Origin of the sequence: Listeria monocytogenes (genome assembly GCF_013282665.1) — a bacterium.
In the GTDB taxonomy this organism is placed as follows: domain Bacteria; phylum Bacillota; class Bacilli; order Lactobacillales; family Listeriaceae; genus Listeria; species Listeria monocytogenes_C.
The window spans coordinates 1098400-1120238 of sequence record NZ_CP054041.1; the positions used below are offsets into that span (position 1 = coordinate 1098400).

23 protein-coding genes are annotated in these 21839 nt (G+C 38.1%); 5 read left to right on the forward strand and 18 right to left on the reverse strand.

From position 1 onward, the window contains the following. Positions 1 to 12 precede the first annotated feature (12 nt). Genes HRK21_RS05590 through HRK21_RS05600 form a run of 3 tightly spaced genes read left to right on the forward strand, consistent with a single transcriptional unit; the run spans position 13 to position 2562 of the window. Positions 13 to 1365: a PTS sugar transporter subunit IIC gene (locus tag HRK21_RS05590; RefSeq protein ID WP_070006483.1), complete on the forward strand. Its 1353-nt coding sequence runs from the start codon at positions 13 to 15 to the stop codon at positions 1363 to 1365. 11 nt (positions 1366 to 1376) lie between these two features. Next, positions 1377 to 2261: a beta-glucoside kinase gene (gene bglK / locus HRK21_RS05595; RefSeq protein ID WP_003739957.1), complete on the forward strand. Its 885-nt coding sequence runs from the start codon at positions 1377 to 1379 to the stop codon at positions 2259 to 2261. Further along, the gene (locus HRK21_RS05600) at positions 2254 to 2562 is read left to right on the forward strand and encodes a PTS sugar transporter subunit IIA (protein WP_003725346.1); all 309 of its coding nucleotides are present in this window, start codon (positions 2254 to 2256) and stop codon (positions 2560 to 2562) included. The genes bglK and HRK21_RS05600 overlap by 8 nt, the downstream gene beginning before the upstream one ends. 36 nt (positions 2563 to 2598) lie before the next feature. On the opposite strand, the gene HRK21_RS05605 is transcribed toward HRK21_RS05600, so the two are convergent. From HRK21_RS05605 to HRK21_RS05620, 4 genes are all read right to left on the reverse strand, one after another. Then, on the reverse strand, positions 2599 to 3336 hold the full coding sequence (locus HRK21_RS05605) for a MurR/RpiR family transcriptional regulator (RefSeq protein WP_003739958.1): 738 nt from the start codon (positions 3334 to 3336) through the stop codon (positions 2599 to 2601). Positions 3337 to 3435: 99 nt separating this feature from the next. Beyond that, positions 3436 to 4098, reverse strand: coding sequence for a DUF1129 domain-containing protein (locus HRK21_RS05610; protein WP_003739959.1), 663 nt, complete (start codon positions 4096 to 4098; stop codon positions 3436 to 3438). A 70-nt stretch (positions 4099 to 4168) separates the two neighbouring features. Continuing rightward, entirely contained in the window at positions 4169 to 5299 is a 1131-nt protein-coding gene (locus tag HRK21_RS05615) for an ABC transporter permease (protein WP_069887474.1), read from the reverse strand. Positions 5300 to 5325: 26 nt separating this feature from the next. Continuing rightward, positions 5326 to 6213, reverse strand: a complete 888-nt coding sequence (locus HRK21_RS05620; protein WP_069887475.1) for an ATP-binding cassette domain-containing protein — start codon at positions 6211 to 6213, stop codon at positions 5326 to 5328. A gap of 169 nt (positions 6214 to 6382) precedes the next feature. Between HRK21_RS05620 and gshAB the strand changes: the two genes are divergently transcribed. Together gshAB and HRK21_RS05630 are read left to right on the forward strand one after the other, a co-directional pair. Continuing rightward, entirely contained in the window at positions 6383 to 8713 is a 2331-nt protein-coding gene (gene gshAB / locus HRK21_RS05625) for a bifunctional glutamate--cysteine ligase GshA/glutathione synthetase GshB (RefSeq protein WP_069887476.1), read from the forward strand. 313 nt (positions 8714 to 9026) lie between these two features. Continuing rightward, on the forward strand, positions 9027 to 10217 hold the full coding sequence (locus HRK21_RS05630) for a multidrug effflux MFS transporter (RefSeq protein ID WP_070006482.1): 1191 nt from the start codon (positions 9027 to 9029) through the stop codon (positions 10215 to 10217). A 264-nt stretch (positions 10218 to 10481) separates the two neighbouring features. Here the strand turns inward: HRK21_RS05630 and HRK21_RS05635 are convergent, their stop codons facing one another. From HRK21_RS05635 to HRK21_RS05700, 14 genes are all read right to left on the reverse strand, one after another. Then, the gene (locus HRK21_RS05635) at positions 10482 to 10991 is read right to left on the reverse strand and encodes a hypothetical protein (protein ID WP_003739972.1); all 510 of its coding nucleotides are present in this window, start codon (positions 10989 to 10991) and stop codon (positions 10482 to 10484) included. A gap of 147 nt (positions 10992 to 11138) precedes the next feature. Continuing rightward, positions 11139 to 11612: an SMI1/KNR4 family protein gene (locus HRK21_RS05640; protein WP_070006481.1), complete on the reverse strand. Its 474-nt coding sequence runs from the start codon at positions 11610 to 11612 to the stop codon at positions 11139 to 11141. A gap of 147 nt (positions 11613 to 11759) precedes the next feature. After that, on the reverse strand, positions 11760 to 12860 hold the full coding sequence (gene ychF, locus HRK21_RS05645; protein WP_003722138.1) for a redox-regulated ATPase YchF: 1101 nt from the start codon (positions 12858 to 12860) through the stop codon (positions 11760 to 11762). A gap of 149 nt (positions 12861 to 13009) precedes the next feature. Then, positions 13010 to 14476 carry a catalase gene (locus HRK21_RS05650; protein WP_069887479.1) on the reverse strand — a complete coding sequence of 489 codons (1467 nt, stop codon included), beginning with the start codon at positions 14474 to 14476 and terminating at the stop codon, positions 13010 to 13012. Between the two features lie 175 nt (positions 14477 to 14651). Further along, entirely contained in the window at positions 14652 to 14858 is a 207-nt protein-coding gene (locus HRK21_RS05655) for a DUF951 domain-containing protein (protein ID WP_003728659.1), read from the reverse strand. 6 nt (positions 14859 to 14864) lie between these two features. After that, positions 14865 to 15716: a ParB/RepB/Spo0J family partition protein gene (locus HRK21_RS05660; RefSeq protein ID WP_070006480.1), complete on the reverse strand. Its 852-nt coding sequence runs from the start codon at positions 15714 to 15716 to the stop codon at positions 14865 to 14867. Then, positions 15709 to 16470, reverse strand: coding sequence for a ParA family protein (locus HRK21_RS05665; RefSeq protein WP_003722150.1), 762 nt, complete (start codon positions 16468 to 16470; stop codon positions 15709 to 15711). Before HRK21_RS05665 ends, HRK21_RS05660 begins: the two co-directional genes overlap by 8 nt. Before the next feature lie 222 nt (positions 16471 to 16692). After that, positions 16693 to 17451 (reverse strand): helix-turn-helix domain-containing protein, encoded by a 759-nt coding sequence (locus HRK21_RS05670; protein ID WP_009919329.1) that lies wholly within the window; start codon positions 17449 to 17451, stop codon positions 16693 to 16695. A gap of 157 nt (positions 17452 to 17608) precedes the next feature. After that, the gene (locus HRK21_RS05675; protein WP_009919330.1) at positions 17609 to 17908 is read right to left on the reverse strand and encodes a hypothetical protein; all 300 of its coding nucleotides are present in this window, start codon (positions 17906 to 17908) and stop codon (positions 17609 to 17611) included. 11 nt (positions 17909 to 17919) lie between these two features. Continuing rightward, positions 17920 to 18783: a nucleoid occlusion protein gene (gene noc, locus HRK21_RS05680; protein WP_069887481.1), complete on the reverse strand. Its 864-nt coding sequence runs from the start codon at positions 18781 to 18783 to the stop codon at positions 17920 to 17922. A gap of 172 nt (positions 18784 to 18955) precedes the next feature. Beyond that, positions 18956 to 19762 carry a MurR/RpiR family transcriptional regulator gene (locus tag HRK21_RS05685; RefSeq protein ID WP_070006479.1) on the reverse strand — a complete coding sequence of 269 codons (807 nt, stop codon included), beginning with the start codon at positions 19760 to 19762 and terminating at the stop codon, positions 18956 to 18958. Beyond that, positions 19746 to 20651: an ROK family protein gene (locus HRK21_RS05690; protein WP_070006478.1), complete on the reverse strand. Its 906-nt coding sequence runs from the start codon at positions 20649 to 20651 to the stop codon at positions 19746 to 19748. The genes HRK21_RS05685 and HRK21_RS05690 overlap by 17 nt, the downstream gene beginning before the upstream one ends. A gap of 24 nt (positions 20652 to 20675) precedes the next feature. Further along, complete coding sequence (locus HRK21_RS05695; RefSeq protein WP_003739983.1) at positions 20676 to 21122, reverse strand: PTS sugar transporter subunit IIA; 447 nt, start codon at positions 21120 to 21122, stop codon at positions 20676 to 20678. A 12-nt stretch (positions 21123 to 21134) separates the two neighbouring features. Next, positions 21135 to 21791 (reverse strand): HAD family hydrolase, encoded by a 657-nt coding sequence (locus HRK21_RS05700; protein ID WP_003739984.1) that lies wholly within the window; start codon positions 21789 to 21791, stop codon positions 21135 to 21137. Positions 21792 to 21839: the final 48 nt, after the last annotated feature.

The window sequence follows — 21839 nt, forward strand, 5'->3', positions numbered from 1 at the left end:
GGAGGTTTTAAAATGAGTATAATGTCAAAATTTGAACACGGCATGGAACGTGTTTTAGTACCAGTTGCGAATAAATTGAACTCGCAGCGCCATATTGCAGCAATTCGTGATGCATTTATTTTAGTTTTCCCATTAATTATGGCTGGTTCAATTATCACTTTGATTAACTTCGCAGTATTATCACCGGACGGCTTTATTGCAAAAATCTTATTCCTAGGGAAAATCTTCCCTAATTTAGCAGATGCACAGGCTGTATTTTCGCCGGTAATGCAAGGCTCGACCAATATTATGGCGATTCTGATTGTATTCTTAGTCGCACGGAACCTCGCCATCTTCTTTAAACAGGATGATTTGCTCTGTGGACTTACCTCGATAGGTGCATTCTTTATCGTTTATACACCTTACACAGTAGTGGACAACGCATCTTACATGACAATCAAATTCTTAGGCGCACAAGGGCTTTTCGTTGCTATTATCGTAGCAATTATTACCGGGGAAGTATTTAGCCGCCTAGCTAGATCCCCTCGTTTAATGATCAAGATGCCTGACCAAGTACCACCAGCAGTTTCTCGTTCTTTCAAAGTATTAATTCCAGTTATCATCATCACGATTCTTTTCTCTGTTATTAACTACTTAATCACTTTAATCGCTCCAGAAGGTTTAAACGACCTTGTTTACACAGTTATTCAAGCGCCACTTAAAGACATGGGAACTAACGTATTCTCTGTAATTATCATCGGGCTTGTTTCTAACTTACTTTGGGTTCTTGGTATTCACGGACCTAACACAGTTGCGGCTATTCGTGACACCATCTTCACTGAGCCAAACTTAGACAACTTATCTTACGTAGCACAACACGGTTCTGCTTGGGGAGCTCCTTACCCAGCAACATGGGCTGGTTTAAATGACGGATTCGCAAACTACGGTGGATCTGGTATGACTTTAGGGTTACTGATTGCTATCTTTATCGCTTCTCGTCGTGCAGACTATCGTGATATCGCGAAACTATCACTTGCACCAGGAATTTTCAACATCAACGAACCTGTAATTTTCGGTTTACCAATCGTATTAAACCCAATTATGGTTATTCCTTTCATCATTACACCAGCAATCAATACATTAATTGGTTACTTCTTTATCTCAACAAAACTTATTCCACCTGTCGCCTATCAAGTGCCTTGGACAACTCCAGGACCACTGATTCCATTCCTTGGTACAGGAGGAAACTGGCTCGCGCTTCTGGTCGGCTTGCTCTGTCTTGCCGTCGCAACAGTCATTTATCTACCATTCGTACTTGTATCTAACAAAATTGCCGCGAGTGATGCTGCAATGGACAAAAATGCAACAGCCTCAACGGAACAATAGGATGTGACAAAATGAAAATTGCAGCATTTGATATTGGTGGAACGGCCCTTAAAATGGGGGTCGTTTTGCCGCATGGTGAAATTATTTTAACAAAATCAGCCGAAATCAGCGGTAGCGACGGTGACCAAATTTTAGCAGAAATGACATTGTTTCTTGCTGAAAATACAGATGTGACAGGGATTGCTGTCAGCGCACCCGGCTATGTAAACCCAAAAACCGGGCTTATCACAATGGGCGGCGCTATCCGTAGATTTGATAACTTTAATTTGAAAGAATGGCTTGAAGCAGAAACCAACCTTCCTGTTGCCATTGAAAATGATGCCAATTGTGCCCTACTCGCTGAAAAGTGGCTTGGTAAAGGACAAGATTTGGATGATTTTCTTTGTCTAACAATCGGGACAGGGATTGGTGGCGGGATTTTTTCTAATGGCGCATTAGTTCGTGGTGGTCGATTCCGAGCTGGCGAGTTTGGTTATATGTTTAGCGAACGTCCGGGGGCTTTCCGTCCTGGCAAATATACGCTAAATGAGACAACCACAATGCTCGTTCTTCGTAGGCAATACTCGGAACTTACCGGGCGTCCTTTGGAAGAGATTACTGGCGAAGAAATTTTTGCTAATTATGACGCGCATGATGCCGTGTCAGAACGTCTTATTAACGAGTTTTATACTGGGATTTGTACAGGACTTTATAATTTAATTTACCTGTTCGATCCAACGCATATTTTTATCGGTGGCGGGATTACAAGTCGCCCTACTTTTATCGCGGAGCTAAAGCATCATATGGAAAGCTTTGGGCTGCGTGACACGATTATCGAAACAGCAACACATAAAAACCAAGCTGGCCTACTCGGCGCAGTGTATCACTTTTTACAGGAGGAAAATAGACATGAATGAAATGGAAACAGTAATCTTTGGCATGATTAGCCAAGTTGGTTCTGCGAGAAGCAGTTACTTAGAAGGGCTTCGTGCGGCTCGTGAAGGCAATTTCGAGGAAGCAGAAGCAAAACTACAAGAAGGTAGCGAAACACTCGCAAACGGACACCACGAGCACCATAAACTAATCCAAAAAGAAGCTTCCGGTGAAAAAGTGGAAATTCAGTTACTGCTAATTCATGCAGAAGACTTACTGATCACAACAGAAACATTAAGAGAAGTTGTCACTGAGTTCGTGCATGTATACAAAAAAATAAGCTAAAGAAAAGCGTGTAGGCTCTGAAACCTACACGCTTTTCTATTCGTCTATTTGCTCTTGATTATAATTTTTCTTCGCCATTGCTTCCAGTAAGAAAAGGACAGGAATTTGTGTCGTAATATTCGTCTTATCAACCATTTCTTGCGTTACATAGTACGGAATATTCACATCAGATAAATCGGCAAGCGTGTTGTGGCTTGTATTAGTAATACTTATAATCCGACTCCCATATTGCTGCATATTTTGTGCCTGTTCAAGCACCTGATCCGTCTCACCAGACACAGATAGTATAATCATCACTGCTTTATTTTTAAATTGTTCTCCCGGGTTAGGATAAAATGGATCTTTAATATAAAAAGTCCGCTTCTTCATATTGGAGAAAAAACGACTGCCATACTCTGCCAAAATCCCTGAAGTTCCAATTCCGAAAAATACGACTAAATCAGCTTCATTGATAATTTCCGCCGCCGCATCTAACACATGATCATAATCACGGTTCATTGTTCGTTCAAAGAATTCCTCTAAAACTTCCACTGTATCCGCTGTTTTTTTCTTTACCTCGCGTGTCGCTTCTTGCTTTAGCTTTACTTTAAATTCCGAAAAGCCTTCACAACCTAATTTTCTTGTAAATCGAACAATCGAAGCTGGCGAAACATGCGTCACTTCTGAAAGTTCACGCACTCTCATAAACATAACTTTGTCCCGATTGTCCATTATGTAACGGTATAAATGATGCTCTGTCTCTGTAAACTGTCTAATCACTTCATACGAAAACATAAGTTTATTCACCTCATCTGTATCAGTATTTCCCGGGAAATAAAAACAGGCGACCAACTCGCATTATGCAATCTAGGTCACCTGTCCGTGTCCATCTTCTTATAAGGATGGAATATTTTTCTTTTTCTTCACATAGAAACGTAGGGCAATAATAATTGCACCACCAACTGTGTTAACAATCGGACTTAACGCTACATTGATATTTGGAGGAATAGTTACTTGTACAATCGTCATTACAAACATCCATACGGCAATAACTCCGACTGCTACTAGTAAGTATTTTATCGTTCCACCTTTTTGCCCCGCACGCATGTTAGATGCGTATTTACGTAAGATAAGCATTGCGAAACCACCGACAACTGCCGTGATTAATAATACGATAATTCCCAAAGTCTGCGCATTTTTTTGGAAATAAGCACTAATTCCGGAAATCAGCATCATTGCTCCCAGTACAAGGAGTCCGCCGTCAAGTACTAACCACCATTTGTCCGTGTTTTGCTCCACTGTAGCAGCTTTCACATCTAAAGAAACAACATATTCTGTTGGTGTTAAATTAAATAATTTTCTCGCTGTTATGCCTTTTTTCTGTTCGGCTAAAATCTTTTCACTCATTTCATAAACAATAATCTCTTGTTGTTCGGCGCCGTAATGAGTTTCTCGCAAATGTTTTTCTACTTCCATCACATATTGCAAGTTCCGCTTCGTTAAATTAGCTTTCAATTCAGCTAATTGCGGTTTAATCGTTTCTGTTTCTGTCGTCAATGCTAAATCCTCCCTCGCTCATTCTATCCTCTATTATACCGGACTTGCCTACTATAAAAAAGCTATTTTTTTAATTCGTTTTAGACAATTGGAAAAGCCCACGCATCTTGTTTAAAATGTAGAGTGCTAAAATAAAACTACCAATCGTTGCACCTATTCCCCAAGACAAATAGCCGATGAGACCAAGCTCTGTATCCGCCACTGCCATATTGGCAACAACCATCCCAACAAACACCGAAAACAAGACTAAAAACGGCCATTTAACCCAAGAAAAAGCAAATAAATAACCACTGCGCTCAATATGTTGTTTCTTATATAAAATTAAAATAACCAAAACCATAAGCATGCTTAATATTATACTGAAAATCACAGCCCCAATCGATGCGGACTCAAACGAAAACGGAGTAAATATATTAACATAATCCTCAAATTGTAAAAGATTAGACATACCTTTATCCCCACCATGCGGCCAAATAAAGTTATATATATTATCTAAAGTAGGATTTAAAACACTCGGTAATAACATCACCCCAAATGCCACAAAAGCTGCAGCAATTGGTGAACCTATCAATAAACCAATTAAAATAGCCACTAAAAATATAAGAATATATGTAAATAATCCACCAATAATATCTACCCAAAATTTCGGTGCATCTAGCTGAATATATTCTTTTGGAACGTGCGACATGAAGTACACCAAACCGATTCCCATTGAAACAAGGTAGCTCAGTGTAATCGTCGCTATTCCCATCACCATTTTAACCCCAACAATATGCGTCCGCTTATATGGTAATGAAGCCGTAAAGCGATTCGCTCTTGTGTAACGTTCGAAAATAACTGCCAAAACCCCTAAAATAAAAACACTCACCTTGATTAAAGTAAAAAACATTTCCACTTGAAAATAGAACATAAACGGCATGTAATCGACAAACTCATCTTGAACAAAATTTGTATACATCGGAATCGCCAAATAAGCCACTGTCAAACTCGCTTGTATTTCTTCATCAGAAGTTTTGAATTCAGGACTTTCTTTCTGCTGCTTTAAAAACTCACTTGATTCATAGTACTCTTTTTGACTGTTCCATCTATCTGCATCTGACATTAGCCCCAAAGTAATTCCTAAGAAAAATAATATCATAACACCCAAAAGCATCCATCTCATATTACGCCATTCTCGGTACCATAACCCTCGACTAAACATAATTAGCCTCATCCCTCCTGCCTGTTTTAGATCTCATAATAATCTATCTTATCATTCGCTAAATGCACCGTGAAAATGTCTTCTATCGAAATCGACATCTCTTCTAGTAAAACTGGCTCTTCTAAACGTAATTCAGCAAGAAAACTGCTAGCATTTTCAGTCACTAGAAGCGTATAAATCCGCCCATTACGATACAACAATTGCGCGTTATTTTTCACAAAATCAGGTATTTTCTTCGTTTTGAATGCCACTTGTATTTTCACTGCGTCCGTCCGCATGTCTTCTAAATAATAATCAAATTCCACACTCGCGCCCTTTAACACAATTATTCGGTCCGCAATCGCCTCAAGTTCTTCCAAACGATGAGATGCAATCACAACACTTGTTCCGCGCTTTTTCACTGTATCTTTTATTATCGCTAAAATCTGCTTTTTGATAATGATATCTAATCCGTCCATTGGCTCATCCAGTAGCAAAAATCGAACATTAATCGAAAAAGCTAAAATAATAAAAAATAGCGCTTTTCGTCCTTTTGAAAAAGACATTAACTTAGCCTTCATCGGTAGTTCAAATTGCTGCATTAATTCACTAAAAAAAGCCTCATCAAAAGTCGGATAAATTTGCCGATAAATCTTAACGACTGTTTGCACACTATATGTATTAAAATGGTTCATATTATCTTCCAAGAAAAATAGCTGTTGCTTCACTTCTGGGTGTTTAAAAATACTCTTTTCATCTAAGAAAACATCGCCCTCATCCGGCAAATAAATTCCCGTCATCGTCGAAAAAAGTGTCGTCTTTCCCACACCATTTCGACCAATTAATGCCGTTACTTCTCCTGCTTTTAAATCAAATGAAACATCCTTCAAAACCAAATTATCATCCATCTTTTTAGTTAAGTTCCGAATTTTCATTATTCCACCTCTTTCACTCATTATATAAGCTCCACCATATTTTTTCTACATTTTTAAAAATTTTCTACCAATTCTTGAATAAAAGTTGCAAACCAATCATTATACTAATTTCACATATTGCGGTAAAATATCCCTATATGAACTTATTTAAAACCCCTGAGGTGAAAACATGATAAAACTTGATACGACAATGCTCGATTCTTTTAAAGAAAACCCAACCCTCCGGAAGCATTTGTTTTCTGGACATTTTGGTTTAGAAAAAGAAAATATTCGCGTAACTTCTGATGGAAAATTGGCTCTTACGCCACATCCAGCCATTTTCGGCCCAAAAGAAGATAATCCATATATCAAAACCGATTTTTCGGAAAGTCAAATTGAAATGATTACCCCGGTAACAGACTCGATTGACTCGGTATATGAATGGCTTGAAAATCTTCATAATATCGTTTCGTTGCGCTCAGAAAACGAACTACTTTGGCCATCTAGCAACCCACCCATTTTACCAGCAGAAGAAGATATTCCAATTGCTGAATACAAAACGCCCGATAGCCCGGATAGAAAATACCGCGAGCATTTAGCAAAAGGCTACGGTAAAAAAATCCAATTATTATCTGGTATTCATTATAATTTTTCATTCCCAGAAGCTTTAATTGATGGGCTTTATGATAAAATTAGCCTTCCAGAAGAATCGAAGCAAGATTTTAAAAATCGTCTCTATTTAAAAGTCGCAAAATACTTTATGAAAAATCGCTGGTTGCTTATTTATTTAACTGGTGCAAGCCCGGTTTACCTTGCTGATTTCACGAAAACGAAGCACGAAGAATCCCTTCCGGATGGTAGTAGCGCGCTTCAAAATGGGATTTCTCTTCGAAATAGTAATGCTGGCTATAAAAACAAAGAATCTCTTTACGTAGATTATAATTCATTCGACGCTTATATTTCTAGCATCTCTAACTATATTGAAGCTGGCAAAATCGAGAGCATGCGCGAATTTTACAATCCGATTCGTTTGAAAAACGCGCATACCGATCAAACATTGGAAAGTTTAGCGGAGCACGGCGTGGAATATTTAGAAATTCGCTCTATTGATTTAAATCCATTAGAGCCGAATGGCATTTCAAAAGATGAGCTTGCTTTTATTCACCTATTTTTAATTAAAGGTTTGCTTTCAGAAGATCGCGAATTATGCTCCAACAACCAACAATTAGCTGATGAAAACGAAAATAATATCGCGCTTAATGGTCTCGCGCAACCTGCCCTGAAAAATTGTGATAATGAAGAAATATCTGTCGTAGAAGCCGGACTTATAGAGCTCAATAAGATGAGCGACTTCATCCAAAACTTGCAACCAGAAGACACCAAGCTCCAAGCAATCATCGAAAAACAAAAAGATCGTCTACTACACCCTGAAAAAACGATTGCTGCACAAGTGATGCAACAAGTAACAAAAGAAGGCTACGTTGACTTTCATTTAAACCAAGCCAAAACTTACATGGAAGAAACCGAAGCTCTAGCCTATAAATTGATTGGTGCAGAAGACATGGAGCTTTCCACCCAAATCATCTGGAAAGACGCCATCGCGCGCGGTATCAAAGTCGACGTATTAGACCGGGCCGAAAACTTCCTTCGCTTCCAAAAAGGCGACCATGTGGAGTATGTAAAACAAGCAAGCAAAACATCCAAAGACAACTACGTTTCCGTTTTAATGATGGAAAATAAAGTAGTTACTAAACTTGTACTTGCAGAACATGATATTCGTGTTCCATTTGGTGACAGTTTTAGCGACCAAGCTCTTGCACTAGAAGCTTTCTCTCTATTTGAGGATAAACAAATCGTTGTTAAACCAAAATCCACCAACTACGGGTGGGGTATCAGTATTTTCAAAAACAAATTCTCGCTAGAAGATTACCAAGAAGCTTTAAATATTGCATTTAGCTATGATAGCTCCGTCATTATTGAAGAGTTCATTCCTGGCGACGAGTTCCGCTTCTTAGTTATTAACGACAAAGTTGAAGCTGTACTGAAACGTGTCCCCGCTAACGTAACCGGCGACGGAATCCATACAGTGCGCGAGCTGGTTGAAGAAAAGAACACTGATCCTTTGCGCGGAACAGACCATTTGAAACCACTTGAAAAAATTCGTACTGGTCCAGAAGAAACGCTAATGCTTTCCATGCAAAATCTTTCTTGGGACAGCATTCCTAAGGCAGAAGAAATCATCTACCTTCGCGAAAACTCCAACGTCAGCACAGGTGGCGACAGCATTGACTATACCGAAGAAATGGATGACTACTTCAAAGAGATAGCTATTCGCGCGACACAAGTACTTGACGCCAAAATTTGTGGCGTAGACATAATTGTTCCACGTGAAACAATCGACCGTGATAAGCATGCTATCATCGAGCTTAATTTCAATCCCGCGATGCATATGCACTGCTTCCCTTATCAAGGGGAGAAGAAAAAAATTGGTGATAAGATTTTAGATTTCTTATTTGAATAAAAAAAATCCCAGCTGCTGGTTTAGTAGCTGGGATTTTTTATCATAACCAAAAAGGTAGTGAATAACTTAATTCTTATCACAAATGGCTAAATTATAGTTCTTTAGTATATTTATTCAATCATCCACCGCCCCCTTTATCTTTCCGCCCATATATACTACAATAAACTTTAACGAAAAAACGGAACCTCTTCCGTTTAAAATAGAAAGGGGTGACTGCATGAATTTTTACGAGCGCATTAAAATCATGGTCCCACCATTTCCCTTTGAAGGATGTTTTTTTCCCAGATAAATAACTTATTCAGGAGAGAATTTTATGGAAAAAAACATCGAAACAAAGAAAATCAATTTGGCATTACTTGTTTGCCTTGTGGGGTTTCCACAAATTAGCGAAACTATTTATACGCCTTCTTTAACTGAGATTGCTACGAGCTACGGCGTCTCATTAAATTTAGCTCAAATGACTTTAAGCATCTACTTTCTTGCTTTTGCAGTTGGCGTCTTCTTTTGGGGCGTTTGTTCCGATTTTTTAGGTCGACGAAAAGCAATGAACTTTGGGATATTTATTTACATTATAGGTTGTTTGGTTTGCCTTATGTCTAGTAGTATTACTGTCCTTTTTATCGGGCGGTTTATTCAAGCATTTGGCGCTAGCACGGGCTCGGTTACTACGCAAACCATTTTACGCGACAACTATCACGGTACGAATCGCCATCATTTATTTGCAAAAATATCAGCTGTCTTAGCCTTTTCGCCAGCAATAGGCCCATTAGTTGGTGGTTTTGTCGGACAGTATTACGGCTTTCGTGTAGTATTTTTAATTCTAGTAATCATGGGAATGGGGCTGCTATTCTGGAGTTTGAAACGACTACCCGAAACCATTATTGTTACATCTCATTCTTTCAGTGCGCAGAAAATGGTAGGAATTGGTAAAAAAATGGTGTGCGACCGCTATACTGTTGCTTTTGGTGTATTAATTGGTATTTTTAACGGCATTTTGTTTAGTTACTATTCCGAAGCCCCAACTATATTTATCGAAAAGTTCCATTTCAGCCAGAGTCAGTATGGCTTTATGGGATGTGCTGTCGCGGCGGCAACTATATTAGGTGCGTGGCTTTCCAACCGGCGCCTAAAACAGCACTCTCCCCAAAAGATAATTACAGAAGGAATTTTGTTAGCACTTGGCGGAACTCTATCTCTTAGCATAGTTTCTGCATTCCCCTTAATAATCCAAGTGATAGCGTATATCCTTTTCGTTTCTATTATCTTGGTAGGAATCGGCATGGCATTACCAAACTGTTTGAGCTTAGCGCTAGTGAAATTTCAAGAAGTTGCAGGTACGGCTGGTGCCTTTTTAAGCTTAGGATACTATGTCATTGTCAGTATTTGTACGTTTTTAATTAGCATCCTACACTCAGGATCACTGCTTGTATTTCCAGCGTTTTGCACAGTGCTTCTTTTAATTGCACTTACTTGTATAAAAGGAGTAACTAGAAAAAATAGCTAACTAAAAAACAGGAAACTTTTGAAAGCCATTTTGCGAAAACGGTGGCTTAAAGAAGTTTCCTGTTTTATTTTAAACTTAAGCTAGTTGGCTTGTTTACATCCAACCTTATTTTAAAATTAGCGCTTGATTCCGCAACTACGATACCTTCGCACTCTTCCATAATATTTACAAATGGATTGGAAGTTTCCGAGTATAAAACCCAAAGTAAATTTTTACGCTCATCAAGATAAGCAACAAACTCCTGGGAGCCTAATGCTTATTGTTTTATGCTAATTGTTCGCTCATGCTTTCCATTTGAGCAAGGAAGGCTTTTTGCCATTTCTTCTCGTTTAAGAATTCAATTGGGAACTGAGGATCAATTGTGTGCAAGATTTTAGCCCATGCATCCGTACGTAATGAAGATGCTTGACGAATACTCATAACAAACATTATTACTGTACCAGCGATTAAATACAGCATGATTATAATGCCTAATATGATTGTAACTGGCATATTCCCTCTTACTGCGAAAAAGTAAACTAAATAACCTAAAATGACTGCTATTGAAAAGAAAGCGCCAACGAATATCAAGATTTTCTTACGAGTACCATTATAAGTAGAAATACCCAACGCTTTTTCTAACAAAGCCATTTGGCGAATTGGATTGTTTTTCTTTTCCACTTGAATATCGTATTTATCAATTAATAAATGGGCTGCTTTTCTTTCTTCCTTGTTGTTTTTAGGCATTAATACAATAAGGACAATAAATAATGCTATTAAAAGTAACTGTGCCAAACAAAACACTCCTATATTAAGATTTTCAACTAATTATAGCATTCTTAATGTTGTTGCAAATTGTATATTTTGTGAACTAATCAACGCAAAGAAGCTTGAATTAGTAGAATCTTACTTGACAATTTACTTTAAATAAAAATTATTTGGTTATACTAAAGATTGGCTCATTTCTGTCCATAAAAATTCAGCAAAGTTATCTGCAACAATTTTCTTTTCGGCATTGTTTTTAAATGTTAATGGTGTCTCAACTATCACAGCTTCACCAGCACTTCCAACTATTGAAGTATCAATAGAGAAAATCGAACCATATCCAGAATTTTTTATCATAATAAGCTCGTTATTTATATCTTGAAGCGCCCGTGCCTGTTCTGTTGCATACCTAACATCGGGGATAGACGTAGCACTTAATCCCCTGTTAGATATGCCGTAAAAAGATTCACCATTAAAAGTTAACGTTCCAAACTTTTCTAAAAAAAGTTTATATGAGTCAGGAAAAACATTTCCTAAGACCTCTTGGTAAATCGGAATTAAATTCATTGTTCTAGTTCCATTAGAATGAAAGGTTGCTTCACTTTCCATCATTAGTTTATCTACTTCATCAAGGAAACTATTAGTCATCATTTACACTCCTAAAAGTTCATTTATTTAACACACTTTTATTATAGCACCCTTGTATTTATAGACTTTGTAGAATTTGTGACTAAATTCCACAAAAAAACAATCTTTCGACACATTTACTTGTCAAAAGATTGTTTCACGTGAAACATATTAAACGTTAAAACGGAAATGAACAACATCTCCATCTTTCATTTCGTATTCTTTACCTTCCAAGCGTACTTTACCCGCTTCTTTGGCAGCTTGCTCTGAGCCGTATTCAAGTAAAGCATCGTATGCGACAACTTCGGCACGAATGAATCCACGTTCGAAGTCTGTATGGATAATGCCCGCACATTGTGGAGCTTTCATACCTTTGATGAATGTCCAAGCGCGAACTTCTTGAACGCCTGCTGTGAAGTAAGTTGCTAAGCCAAGCAATGTATACGCAGAACGAATCAATTGGTCTAAACCAGATTCTTCAATTCCAAGCGCTTCTAAAAACTCTAGCTTATCTTCGTCTTCAAGTTCAGCGATTTCTTCTTCGGCACGAGCACAAACAACGATAACTTCGGAGTTCTCACTCGCAGCGAATTCGCGTACTTGCTGTACATATTTGTTATCGTCCGGACTAGAAACATCTTCTTCACTTACATTTGCAACGTATAAAACTGGTTTTCTTGTAAGTAAAAAAAGGTTGCGAACGATTTTCTCTTCTTCTTCGTTAAATTCAATCGCACGAGCTGGTTTGTCATTTTCGAATGCTTCACGTAGTTTAACTAAAACGTTATATTCAGCCACAGCATCTTTATCTTTTTGTTTAGACAGCTTCTCAACGCGTCCAATACGCTTCTCTACTGTTTCTAAATCCGCTAAGATAAGTTCTAAGTTAATTGTTGAAATATCGTCTAGTGGGTCTACTCGGCCTTCTACGTGAGTGATGTTTTCATCGTCAAAACAACGAGTTACATGGCAAATCGCATCTACTTGACGAATATGGGATAAGAATTTGTTTCCAAGTCCTTCCCCTTTACTAGCACCTTTTACAATTCCGGCGATATCTGTAAATTCAAAAGTTGTTGGAACGGTTTTTTTCGGTTTTACAAGTTCCGTTAGTTTGTTTAATCTGTGGTCAGGAACTTCAACAATTCCTACATTAGGGTCAATCGTCGCAAACGGATAATTCGCAGCCTCTGCTCCTGCTTTTGTGATTGCATTAAAAAGTGTCGATTTCCCAACATTAGGAAGCCCGACAATACCAGCTGTAAGTGCCATTATATATAAACTCCTTTTCATTAACTTCATTTTGAAAATGCCTGTCAAATAGACATTTTTTCACTAACGTATATTATAAAGGTTTTTCAAACAAAAAGCCACCCACCAAAAAACGAAAACCCTAAAGAGGATTTCCGTTTTCATTTCACTTATTTTAAATCTGCCACATGCTCTTCAAGGTTAACACCAGTTCCCGCAGCAACCCGACTAGCGAATTCTGGATCTACTTGATAGAAATTACGTAAGTTTCGGATTTTAATATCTTCACGCACTGCAGACCAATCATCGACAATGTTTTTCACGAGTGCAGCACGTTCTGCATCTGAATAGCGATCCCATACTTCTTTTGCATGACCAAAGTTATTTGGCTTTTCAGCAATCAGACGACCAGCCACATCACCACGGATTTCCTGCTCCGGTTCGATAAATGCTGGGTTTTCTTTCGGTTCCGTATCATAGCTATTTGGTTCATAATTAATAGAGCTCGTTTGTTGTTTAAAAGGCATATGACCATCACGTTGGTTGTTCGCGACAGGCGCTTTCGGGCTGTTAATTGGGAGTTGTAAGTAGTTTGGCCCCACGCGATGTCTTTGCGTATCTGAATAAGAGAATAGACGGCCTTGCAACAAACGATCCTCAGAAGGTAGCATTCCGCGTACAAGTACACCAGGGTTAAACCCAACGGATTCTGTTTCTGCAAAAATATTATCTGGGTTGCGGTCTAGCGTCATTGTCCCTACGTGTTCATATGGGAATACATCTTCAAACCAGTCTTTTGTTGCATCCAATGGATTAAAATCAAAGTTATCCAAGTCTTTCGGATCCAACACTTGCACATATAAATCCCATTCTGGATAATCTCCATTTTCGATTGCTTCATACAAATCACGACTTGCATGGTTAAATTCTTTTGCTTGGATTTGAGAAGCTTGCTCCGTCGAAAGATTCACGATTCCCGCTTTTGGAATCCAGCGCAGTTTTACATAGACTGTTTTGCCTTCTTCGTTAATCCATTTGAACGCATGAACACTAGAGCCACGTATTTCGCGGTAAGAAGCCGGCGTCCCTTCATCACTGAATAAGTATGTGATCATCGTCGTAGCTTCCGGTGTAAGGCTAAAGAAATCCCAGTAACGGTTGCCATCTTGAATATTTGTACGTGGATCAGGCTTCAAGGAATGAATAACATCCGGAAACTTAATCGCATCACGAATGAAGAATACCGGCAAATTATTTCCGACAAAATCATAATTCCCTTCTTCTGTATAAAACTTAACGGAGAAACCGCGTGGATCACGTAAGGTTTCTGGAGAATGTTGTCCATGAATTACTGTTGAAAAACGAGCAAAAACCTCTGTTTCCGTTCCTTCTTCTTGCAAAAATTTAGCCATTGTATATTTTTTCATGCTTTTTTTAGTAACAAATTTCCCGTGCGCACCAGCACCACGAGCATGTACAACCCTTTCTGGTACTCGCTCTCTATCAAAATGCGCCAATTTCTCAATAAGCACATAATCTTCTATCAAAGTTGGTCCTTTACGTCCCGCCGTCATCGAATTTTGGTTGTCACCAACTGGTACACCTTGATTCGTCGTTAAATTCTTTCTATCTGTCATATGTATATACCTCCATAACCATTTTATATCATTTTTATTTATAATAATTATTAAATGATACTATTTATATTTTAAAGAAGGAATAGACAAACTTCAACTAAAAGGCTTATATATTATCTCTAAGATGTTTTTCACATCATAAAAAAGGCCACTTCTTTTTTAGAAGCGGCCTTTTTTATTCTTGTTCAGCTTTAACTAAAATCTTCTTCACTTTTCGTTCGAATTCGCGGCGGGGAATCATCACACTATGACCACAACCTTCGCACTTAATCCGAATATCCATCCCCATGCGTATAATCTTAAACCGATTGGTACCACAAGGATGCGGTTTTTTCATTTCTACAACATCATTTAAATCGAAATGCTTTTTTTCCATAAACATCACAACCTATTCATCATCAAACTGAATATCTAAAATCTCTAAAATGCGATCTAAATCATCATCAGATAAAAATTCAATTTCAATCTTACCTTTTTTATCGCGACGTTTAATCGAAACTGCTGTTCCAAATTTATCACGTAATTGGTTTTCGCTTTCACGGATAAAAATAGGAACTCTAGCTGGTTTAATTGTTTCACGTGAAACATTTTCATTTAGGTTATTAACTACATCTTCTAGTTGCCGTACTGTCAGCCCTTGCGCCACAGCTTTTTTAGCTGTTGGGATAATATTTTTCTTAAGTTTCAAACCTAGTAACACTCGGCCATGTCCGGCTGACAATGAACCATCACGTAACATTACTTGAACTTCTTCAGGTAATGTCAAAAGACGAACAAAGTTAGCGATATATGGTCTACTTTTCCCAACGCGTTCTGCTAATTTTGCTTGCGTTAAGCCCAATTTTTTCATAAGGAACTGATATGATTCCGCTTCTTCAAGTGGAGATAAATCTTCACGTTGTAAGTTTTCAATGACAGAAAGCTCCATCATTTCTTCTTCCGTTAAATCACGTACAACTGCTGGGATTTCTTTTAGTTTAGCCTCTTTTGCTGCGCGGTACCTACGTTCACCAACAACAATTTCATATCCTTTATCTGTATTTCTTAAAATTATTGGCTGTAAAACGCCGTGAATTTTAATGGAGTCACGTAGTTCATTGATTGCTTTCGTATCAAAGATTTTACGTGGTTGATATGGATTTGGCTTAATATCTTTTATAGCGATATTTTGTACAGTTTCTTCATTCGTATCTACATTATTAAATAGTGCATTGATTCCTTTACCTAGACCCTTAGCCATGTGCAACCACTTCCTTTGCTAATTCTAAATAAACTTCTGCACCTTTCGATTTTGCATCATATAACAAAATCGGTTTTCCATGACTAGGTGCTTCACTTAGACGTACATTACGTGGAATAATAGTATTAAATACTTTATTTTGGAAGTATTTTTTCACTTCTTCTATTACTTGAATACCTAGATTTGTTCTCGCATCAAGCATTGTTAGTAAAACACCTTCAATTTGCAAATCTTCATTTAGATGTTTTTGAACGATTCTTATTGTGTTTAATAGCTGGCTTAAACCTTCTAGCGCATAGTATTCACATTGAACAGGAATCAAAACAGAATCTGCTGCTGTTAATGCGTTTAAAGTCAAAAGCCCGAGTGATGGCGGACAATCAATAATCACATAATCATAATCATCACGGATTGAGTCGATTGCTTTTTTTAATCTAATTTCACGTGAGATAGCTGGAACTAGCTCTACTTCAGCACCTGCAAGTTGAATTGTAGCTGGAATAACATTTAAATTATCCAAGTCTGTCTTTTGCAACACATCTTGAATGGCTACATCATCAACTAGTACATCATAAATACAATGTTCAATTTCACCTTTGTTAACACCAACCCCACTTGATGCATTACCTTGTGGGTCAATATCAACTAGTAACACTTTCTTACCTAAAAAAGCTAGGCTCGAGCTTAAATTCACAGATGATGTCGTCTTACCAACCCCACCTTTTTGGTTTGCTAGTGCAATCACTTTGCTCAATCTTTTTCACCAACCCTTATTTTGTACCGAGATTTCCGGTTCTTTTATCTTCTATTCTACCAAAAGATTTTCATTTAGTCTTACAAAAAGTAAAAATAAATTGAAATTCGTGTTTTGAAAGCTTAAAAATGATGAAAATAACGTTTTGAAAACTAGAAATGTTTCACGTGAAACATTTTAAAATAAAAAAGCAACCAACCTAAGCTGATTACTTTTCTATCTTCAATCTACAGAGAATGTTGTCTTCACGCCTAGAACTGTGCAGACCTTCTGATACATTCTAAGAGTTAAATCCGGATCTCCGGCTTCTAAACGACCAATAATGACCGGAGATAAATCTGATTTCAACGCTAAATCTAGTTGCGACCATTTCTTCTCCATTCGTTTAGAGAAAATATATTTACCAAGGCTTGCTGAAAAACTATCTAAGTAATGAGCAATGCCTTCATTTTCTAAGGCTTTATTTTTCAGTGTTTCAAATTGATAATCTGAATTACCAATGCTTGTTTCTGCTTCAATACGGCGTAAAAATACACGTTTTACTTCTTCACGGTATGAGCTCATGTGATCCGTGAACGGGTTTTTATCTTTAAAATAACCTTTAACGAAGCAATAATAGGTTTCATCTCCACTAAATGCAGTGAAGTAAATTAATCGACAATTTTTATCTTTAAAATGTGCTTTCATCTCTTGAATTGGTTGGTCTACAGTTGTTTCTACACGAGTGGTTTGCAGGGAATAAGCTTGACTTTTTCCGATGATTAAATGTACATCGGGGAGAATTTGTTTCCCTGTACTAAGTTTTCTCGTTTCTGCTGTTTCTAATTGTAGCAGGCCTTGAAATACTAAAGTGGCCATTAGCGGTTCTTCCACAATTAAATTTTGTAAGAAATCATACGCTTGGAACTCATTTTGTTCGTCTTTCACAAAAATGATTTTTGCCATTCGTTTCGTGATACCACCCAGAGTTGAGTGAATCACTCCCTCCTTTACAACTTTACCTAATTCTATTGTACTTTTTTCTGTTCAAAATTGCACTTATTTTCTCTAATTTTTATAAAATAAACCAATTCCACTCAAATTGAGTTGTTTTTCTTTTTGAAAATAAAAAACCCGCTTCAATAAGCAGGTTTCATAACTATTTTTTAACTTCTTTCGCTATTTGGTACCAACCATAAATCTTCACTATCGCAAAGAAAGTATAGCCAAACGCGATGAGATATGCCCCGTAATTAACTAATAAAATGTTAAATCCACTTCCCCAACCGGACTCTTCTGCCACGGCAACCGCTCGGGCATAAGGGCTGGTGAAAAAATAAGTAATATATAATGGATTAAAGCTTAAAAGTGCACTTGTAATCGCTATTACGAAAGATGGAAGTACCATCAAACAGCTGATGACACCAACTGCATGTCCAATTATCTTCAAAAACCTCACTGCTACACCTCTTATTTCTTTTTAGGAATTTGAATGGTGATTTGATAGAAATCATCTGTCTCTTCTTCGGTGAAATCTAGGTCCATTCCGTTATCTTTGACCATTGTAACCGATTGTTTAATCGTGTTCATAGCGATTCGCACGTCACGACTAATAGCTTGGCGTTTTGGTTTTGGTTTTTTAGTAGCTACTGGCTTCTTTACACCTAAAATTTCTTGAATTCTTGCTTCGGTTTGTTTGACGTTCCAGTGGTTTTCGACAATTTCGGCTAAAAGGGCTACTTGTTGTTCTTCTGTTTCTAACGCAAGCAACGAACGAGCATGGCGCTCAGAAATTTGTTTGTTAAGTACAGCTTCTTGAACCGTTTCTGGTAGTTTTAGAAGACGCATTTTGTTGGCGATAGCAGATTGGCTTTTCCCAACACGCTGCGCAAGTGCTTCTTGAGTGACCTCTTGCATGTCCAGTAAACTCCGATATGCTTTTGCTTCCTCAATTGGCGTTAATTCCTCACGTTGCAAGTTTTCGATTAAGGCAATCGCAGCTACTTCTTCATCATCTAAATTCTGAATAATTGCTGGAATTTTTTCCATTTCTAAAGAAAGCACAGCACGAAAACGACGCTCGCCTGCAATGATTTCATAATAATCCGGTTCCATTTCTCTAACCACAATCGGCTGAATAACACCGTGAATCCGGATAGTTCGAGCAAGTTCATTAATCTTATCTTGATCAAATACTGTCCGTGGTTGAAATTGGTTCGGGAAAATTTTATCCATAGGAAGTTCTTGTACGCGTTGTACTCCTTCTTCTACTATATTATCTGTATCATCCATTTGATTCTTCTCTTTTTTTCCAAATAAACGTGAAAAAGGCATCTGGGTCCTTCCTTTCCGGAACATCTTGGGGTTTCTTAATATATTATGTAGCTATCCGCAAGTCTCTTAAACTATTTTAGCAGAAATGCCAAAGAAAAACACGCTTATTCTGTCGTTTAAATGTGAAAAAAATAGATAGAGCTGCTAAAAATCCACAGTTCTATCTATTTTCTTAATGAAATTCATCGGTAACGGTATTGATAGTTTTTTCCATTTTATCGCGGTAAGACTCGTTTTGCAGTAGCATCATGGAAATAATATCCATTACATACATAATCGAAAACTGGCTATTGGCGAAATAGTGTTTGCTTACGAATAAAGTATTATAAACCGGGATGGTCACATCACTAATCTCCGTCATTTCACTATTTTCAAAGCTAGTGAATGTGGCTACTTTACTTTTATTTTTCTTAGCGATTTTTAGCGCTGTGACTAGCTCTGGGGTGTTCCCTGAATTGGAGATGCCGATAACGAAATCCTCTTTTGTAGTAATCGAACTGGTAATAATCATCATATGCGGATCATTGACGCTAATGACGTTTAACCCCATCCGAATAAGGCGCTGTGACATTTCAACAGCAGTGAGACCCGAACTTCCTACTCCGCAAATATAGACACGTTTGGCTTCTTGAATATAATGTACAACCTCGCGGATTTTGGCCGGCTCAATCAGCTTCACCGTGTTATCAATCACTTTATGGTAAAATGAATAAACTTCTTCAAAAAGATCATCGTAACCAAGCGACGGAACCATTGTGGCTGCTGTGTTAACCCGCATTTTCAAATCAACAAAACTATCACAGCGCACATGGCGGCAAAACCTCGTTATCGTCGAAATGGACGTACCGGTTTCTTCAGCTAGCTCTTTAATATTAATATTCTTGAGTTCATCACTATTTTCTAAAATATACTTCGCAATTTGTTTTTCTTTATTCGGTAATCGATTGTAATTTTGTTGGATTTCATTTAAAATCGTCATCTTTTTCGGCCTCTTTCTGGTTTAAGAAATGATAAAGCGCACCAATCATCCCTGCTTCATTTCCCAGCTTTGCGAAAGTAATATCTGCTGTATCGAACATCGGTGAGATTAATTTGGCTGATATAGCCGCCTTTAGACGTGGTTTGAAGAACGACTCTTCTTCCATTAATCCACCACCGAGCACAATCACTTCTGGGTTGAAAATATAGATTAAGTTTACTACACCTTCCACTAAATTCTCAATCCATTGCTCTAGTTCGATCAGTACATCCGCATCTCTGTTATAGGCCCATTCCATAATTTGATGACCATTTAGTGCATTTATATCCATATTTTTTCGTGTGGCTACTTGTTTAATTAATGCTTTTGTTGAAGCCACATCTTGAAACCTGCCTTGCGAAAGGTGCATATAGCCCACTTCACATGCTGTAAAAGACGATCCATTTATTAGTTTGTCATTTAGTAACATTGCTCCGCCGATTCCGGTTCCAATTGTCAAACAGAGCACGCTCCCACGCCCCCGTGCTCCACCCAACCAAAACTCGCCAAGACAGGCTGCATTTACATCATTTCCCACTGCGCACGGAAGGTTAAATCGGTGCTCTAGTTCTGCTTTTATTTCAGTTCCAGTGTATTTGGGAATCGTATATCCAGCATAAATAATTTGGCCTTTCACAGAATCCACAACACCCGCAGAGGCCACACAGACGCCTGCTACATCCGTTTTTTCTTGTTCGACAATCCGAATAAGCGCAGGCATGATTTGATTCGCTCCGTCAGTTATAGGCGTCACACAAGACTTAAGCTCGCCCACCCGCTTACCTTCCTGATTAAATTTAGCATATTTGATACTCGTTCCACCAATATCAACACAAAGATAATTTTCCATTTCTTCACCTCTTTAGTGAAAGTATTATCCTTCTTTTGTTAACTCATCGTAAAACGCTTGGCTTGAATTTGCTTCGATTAAACGGGTTACCTTTTCCTCGTCCATGAGCACTTCTGCAAGCTCTGACAATACTTCTAAATGGCTTTCTGAGTCTGTTGCCGCAAGGGTAATAACTAGTTTCACCGGGTCGAACATGTCGCTTCCAAAAGCCACGCCATTAGCCAATGTTGCAAAAGTTAGGCCACCGCGAATGACGCCGAATTCTGGTCGTGTGTGCGCTAGGGCGATATGTTTAGCAATCACTATATATGGTCCATTATTTTCTACACTTTGAATCATTCCGTCAATATAACTCTCTTTGATAGCTCCTCGTTCTAGTAAAAGTCTTGCTGACGTTTGGATGGCTTCGCGCCAGTCTTCTGCTTTTAAATTTACCTCAATATCTTCTAAAGTAACTCGGTCTAATAACATGCTCGCGCCCCCTTATTTATTATATTCCGCCATTATTTCTGTTAAATCTACCTGCGCTAATGATTCTCGCTCCAAATAATTCGGGGTTAAGTCACTATGTTTTGTTACTTCATTTGGAATGACAAGAACATTGACACCCGCACTATTTCCCGCCAAAAGACCATTTCGCGAGTCTTCCACAATAAGAGCCTCCGACGCCTTAACATCCAGTGCTCTCAAAGCTTCTAAAAACAAATCTGGTTCTGGCTTGATTCGTGTAACATCCTCCGCTGTAATAATCGCATCAAAATATTCTAGCAAGCCTAGTCGTTCCAAATGATAGAGCGGTTTTGGTCGCTGCGATGATGTGGCGAGTGCTAATTTTAATCCACGTTCTTTTAATTCACGAATAAAGCTTTCCACGCCTTCTTTGGCCGGTAAACTTTTGCTATTTTCAATGAAAGTTGCTTGTGTTTCTGCTTCGAATGCTTGGCGATTAATATCCATTTGCTGCGTCTCATTTAATTCACGGAATAAATCGTCCACATTAGATCCGACGCACTGTAAAAATTCCTCAATAGAAAGATCATAATGTTGTTTTGTTTTAAACCAATCTTTAAAAATTTCGTACCAAACTACTTCTGTATCAATAACAATTCCATCAAAATCCATCACAACTGCTTTTAACATCATTTTCCTCCTACCCACTTTACTATTCAAAGCGCTCCTAAAAAAGAA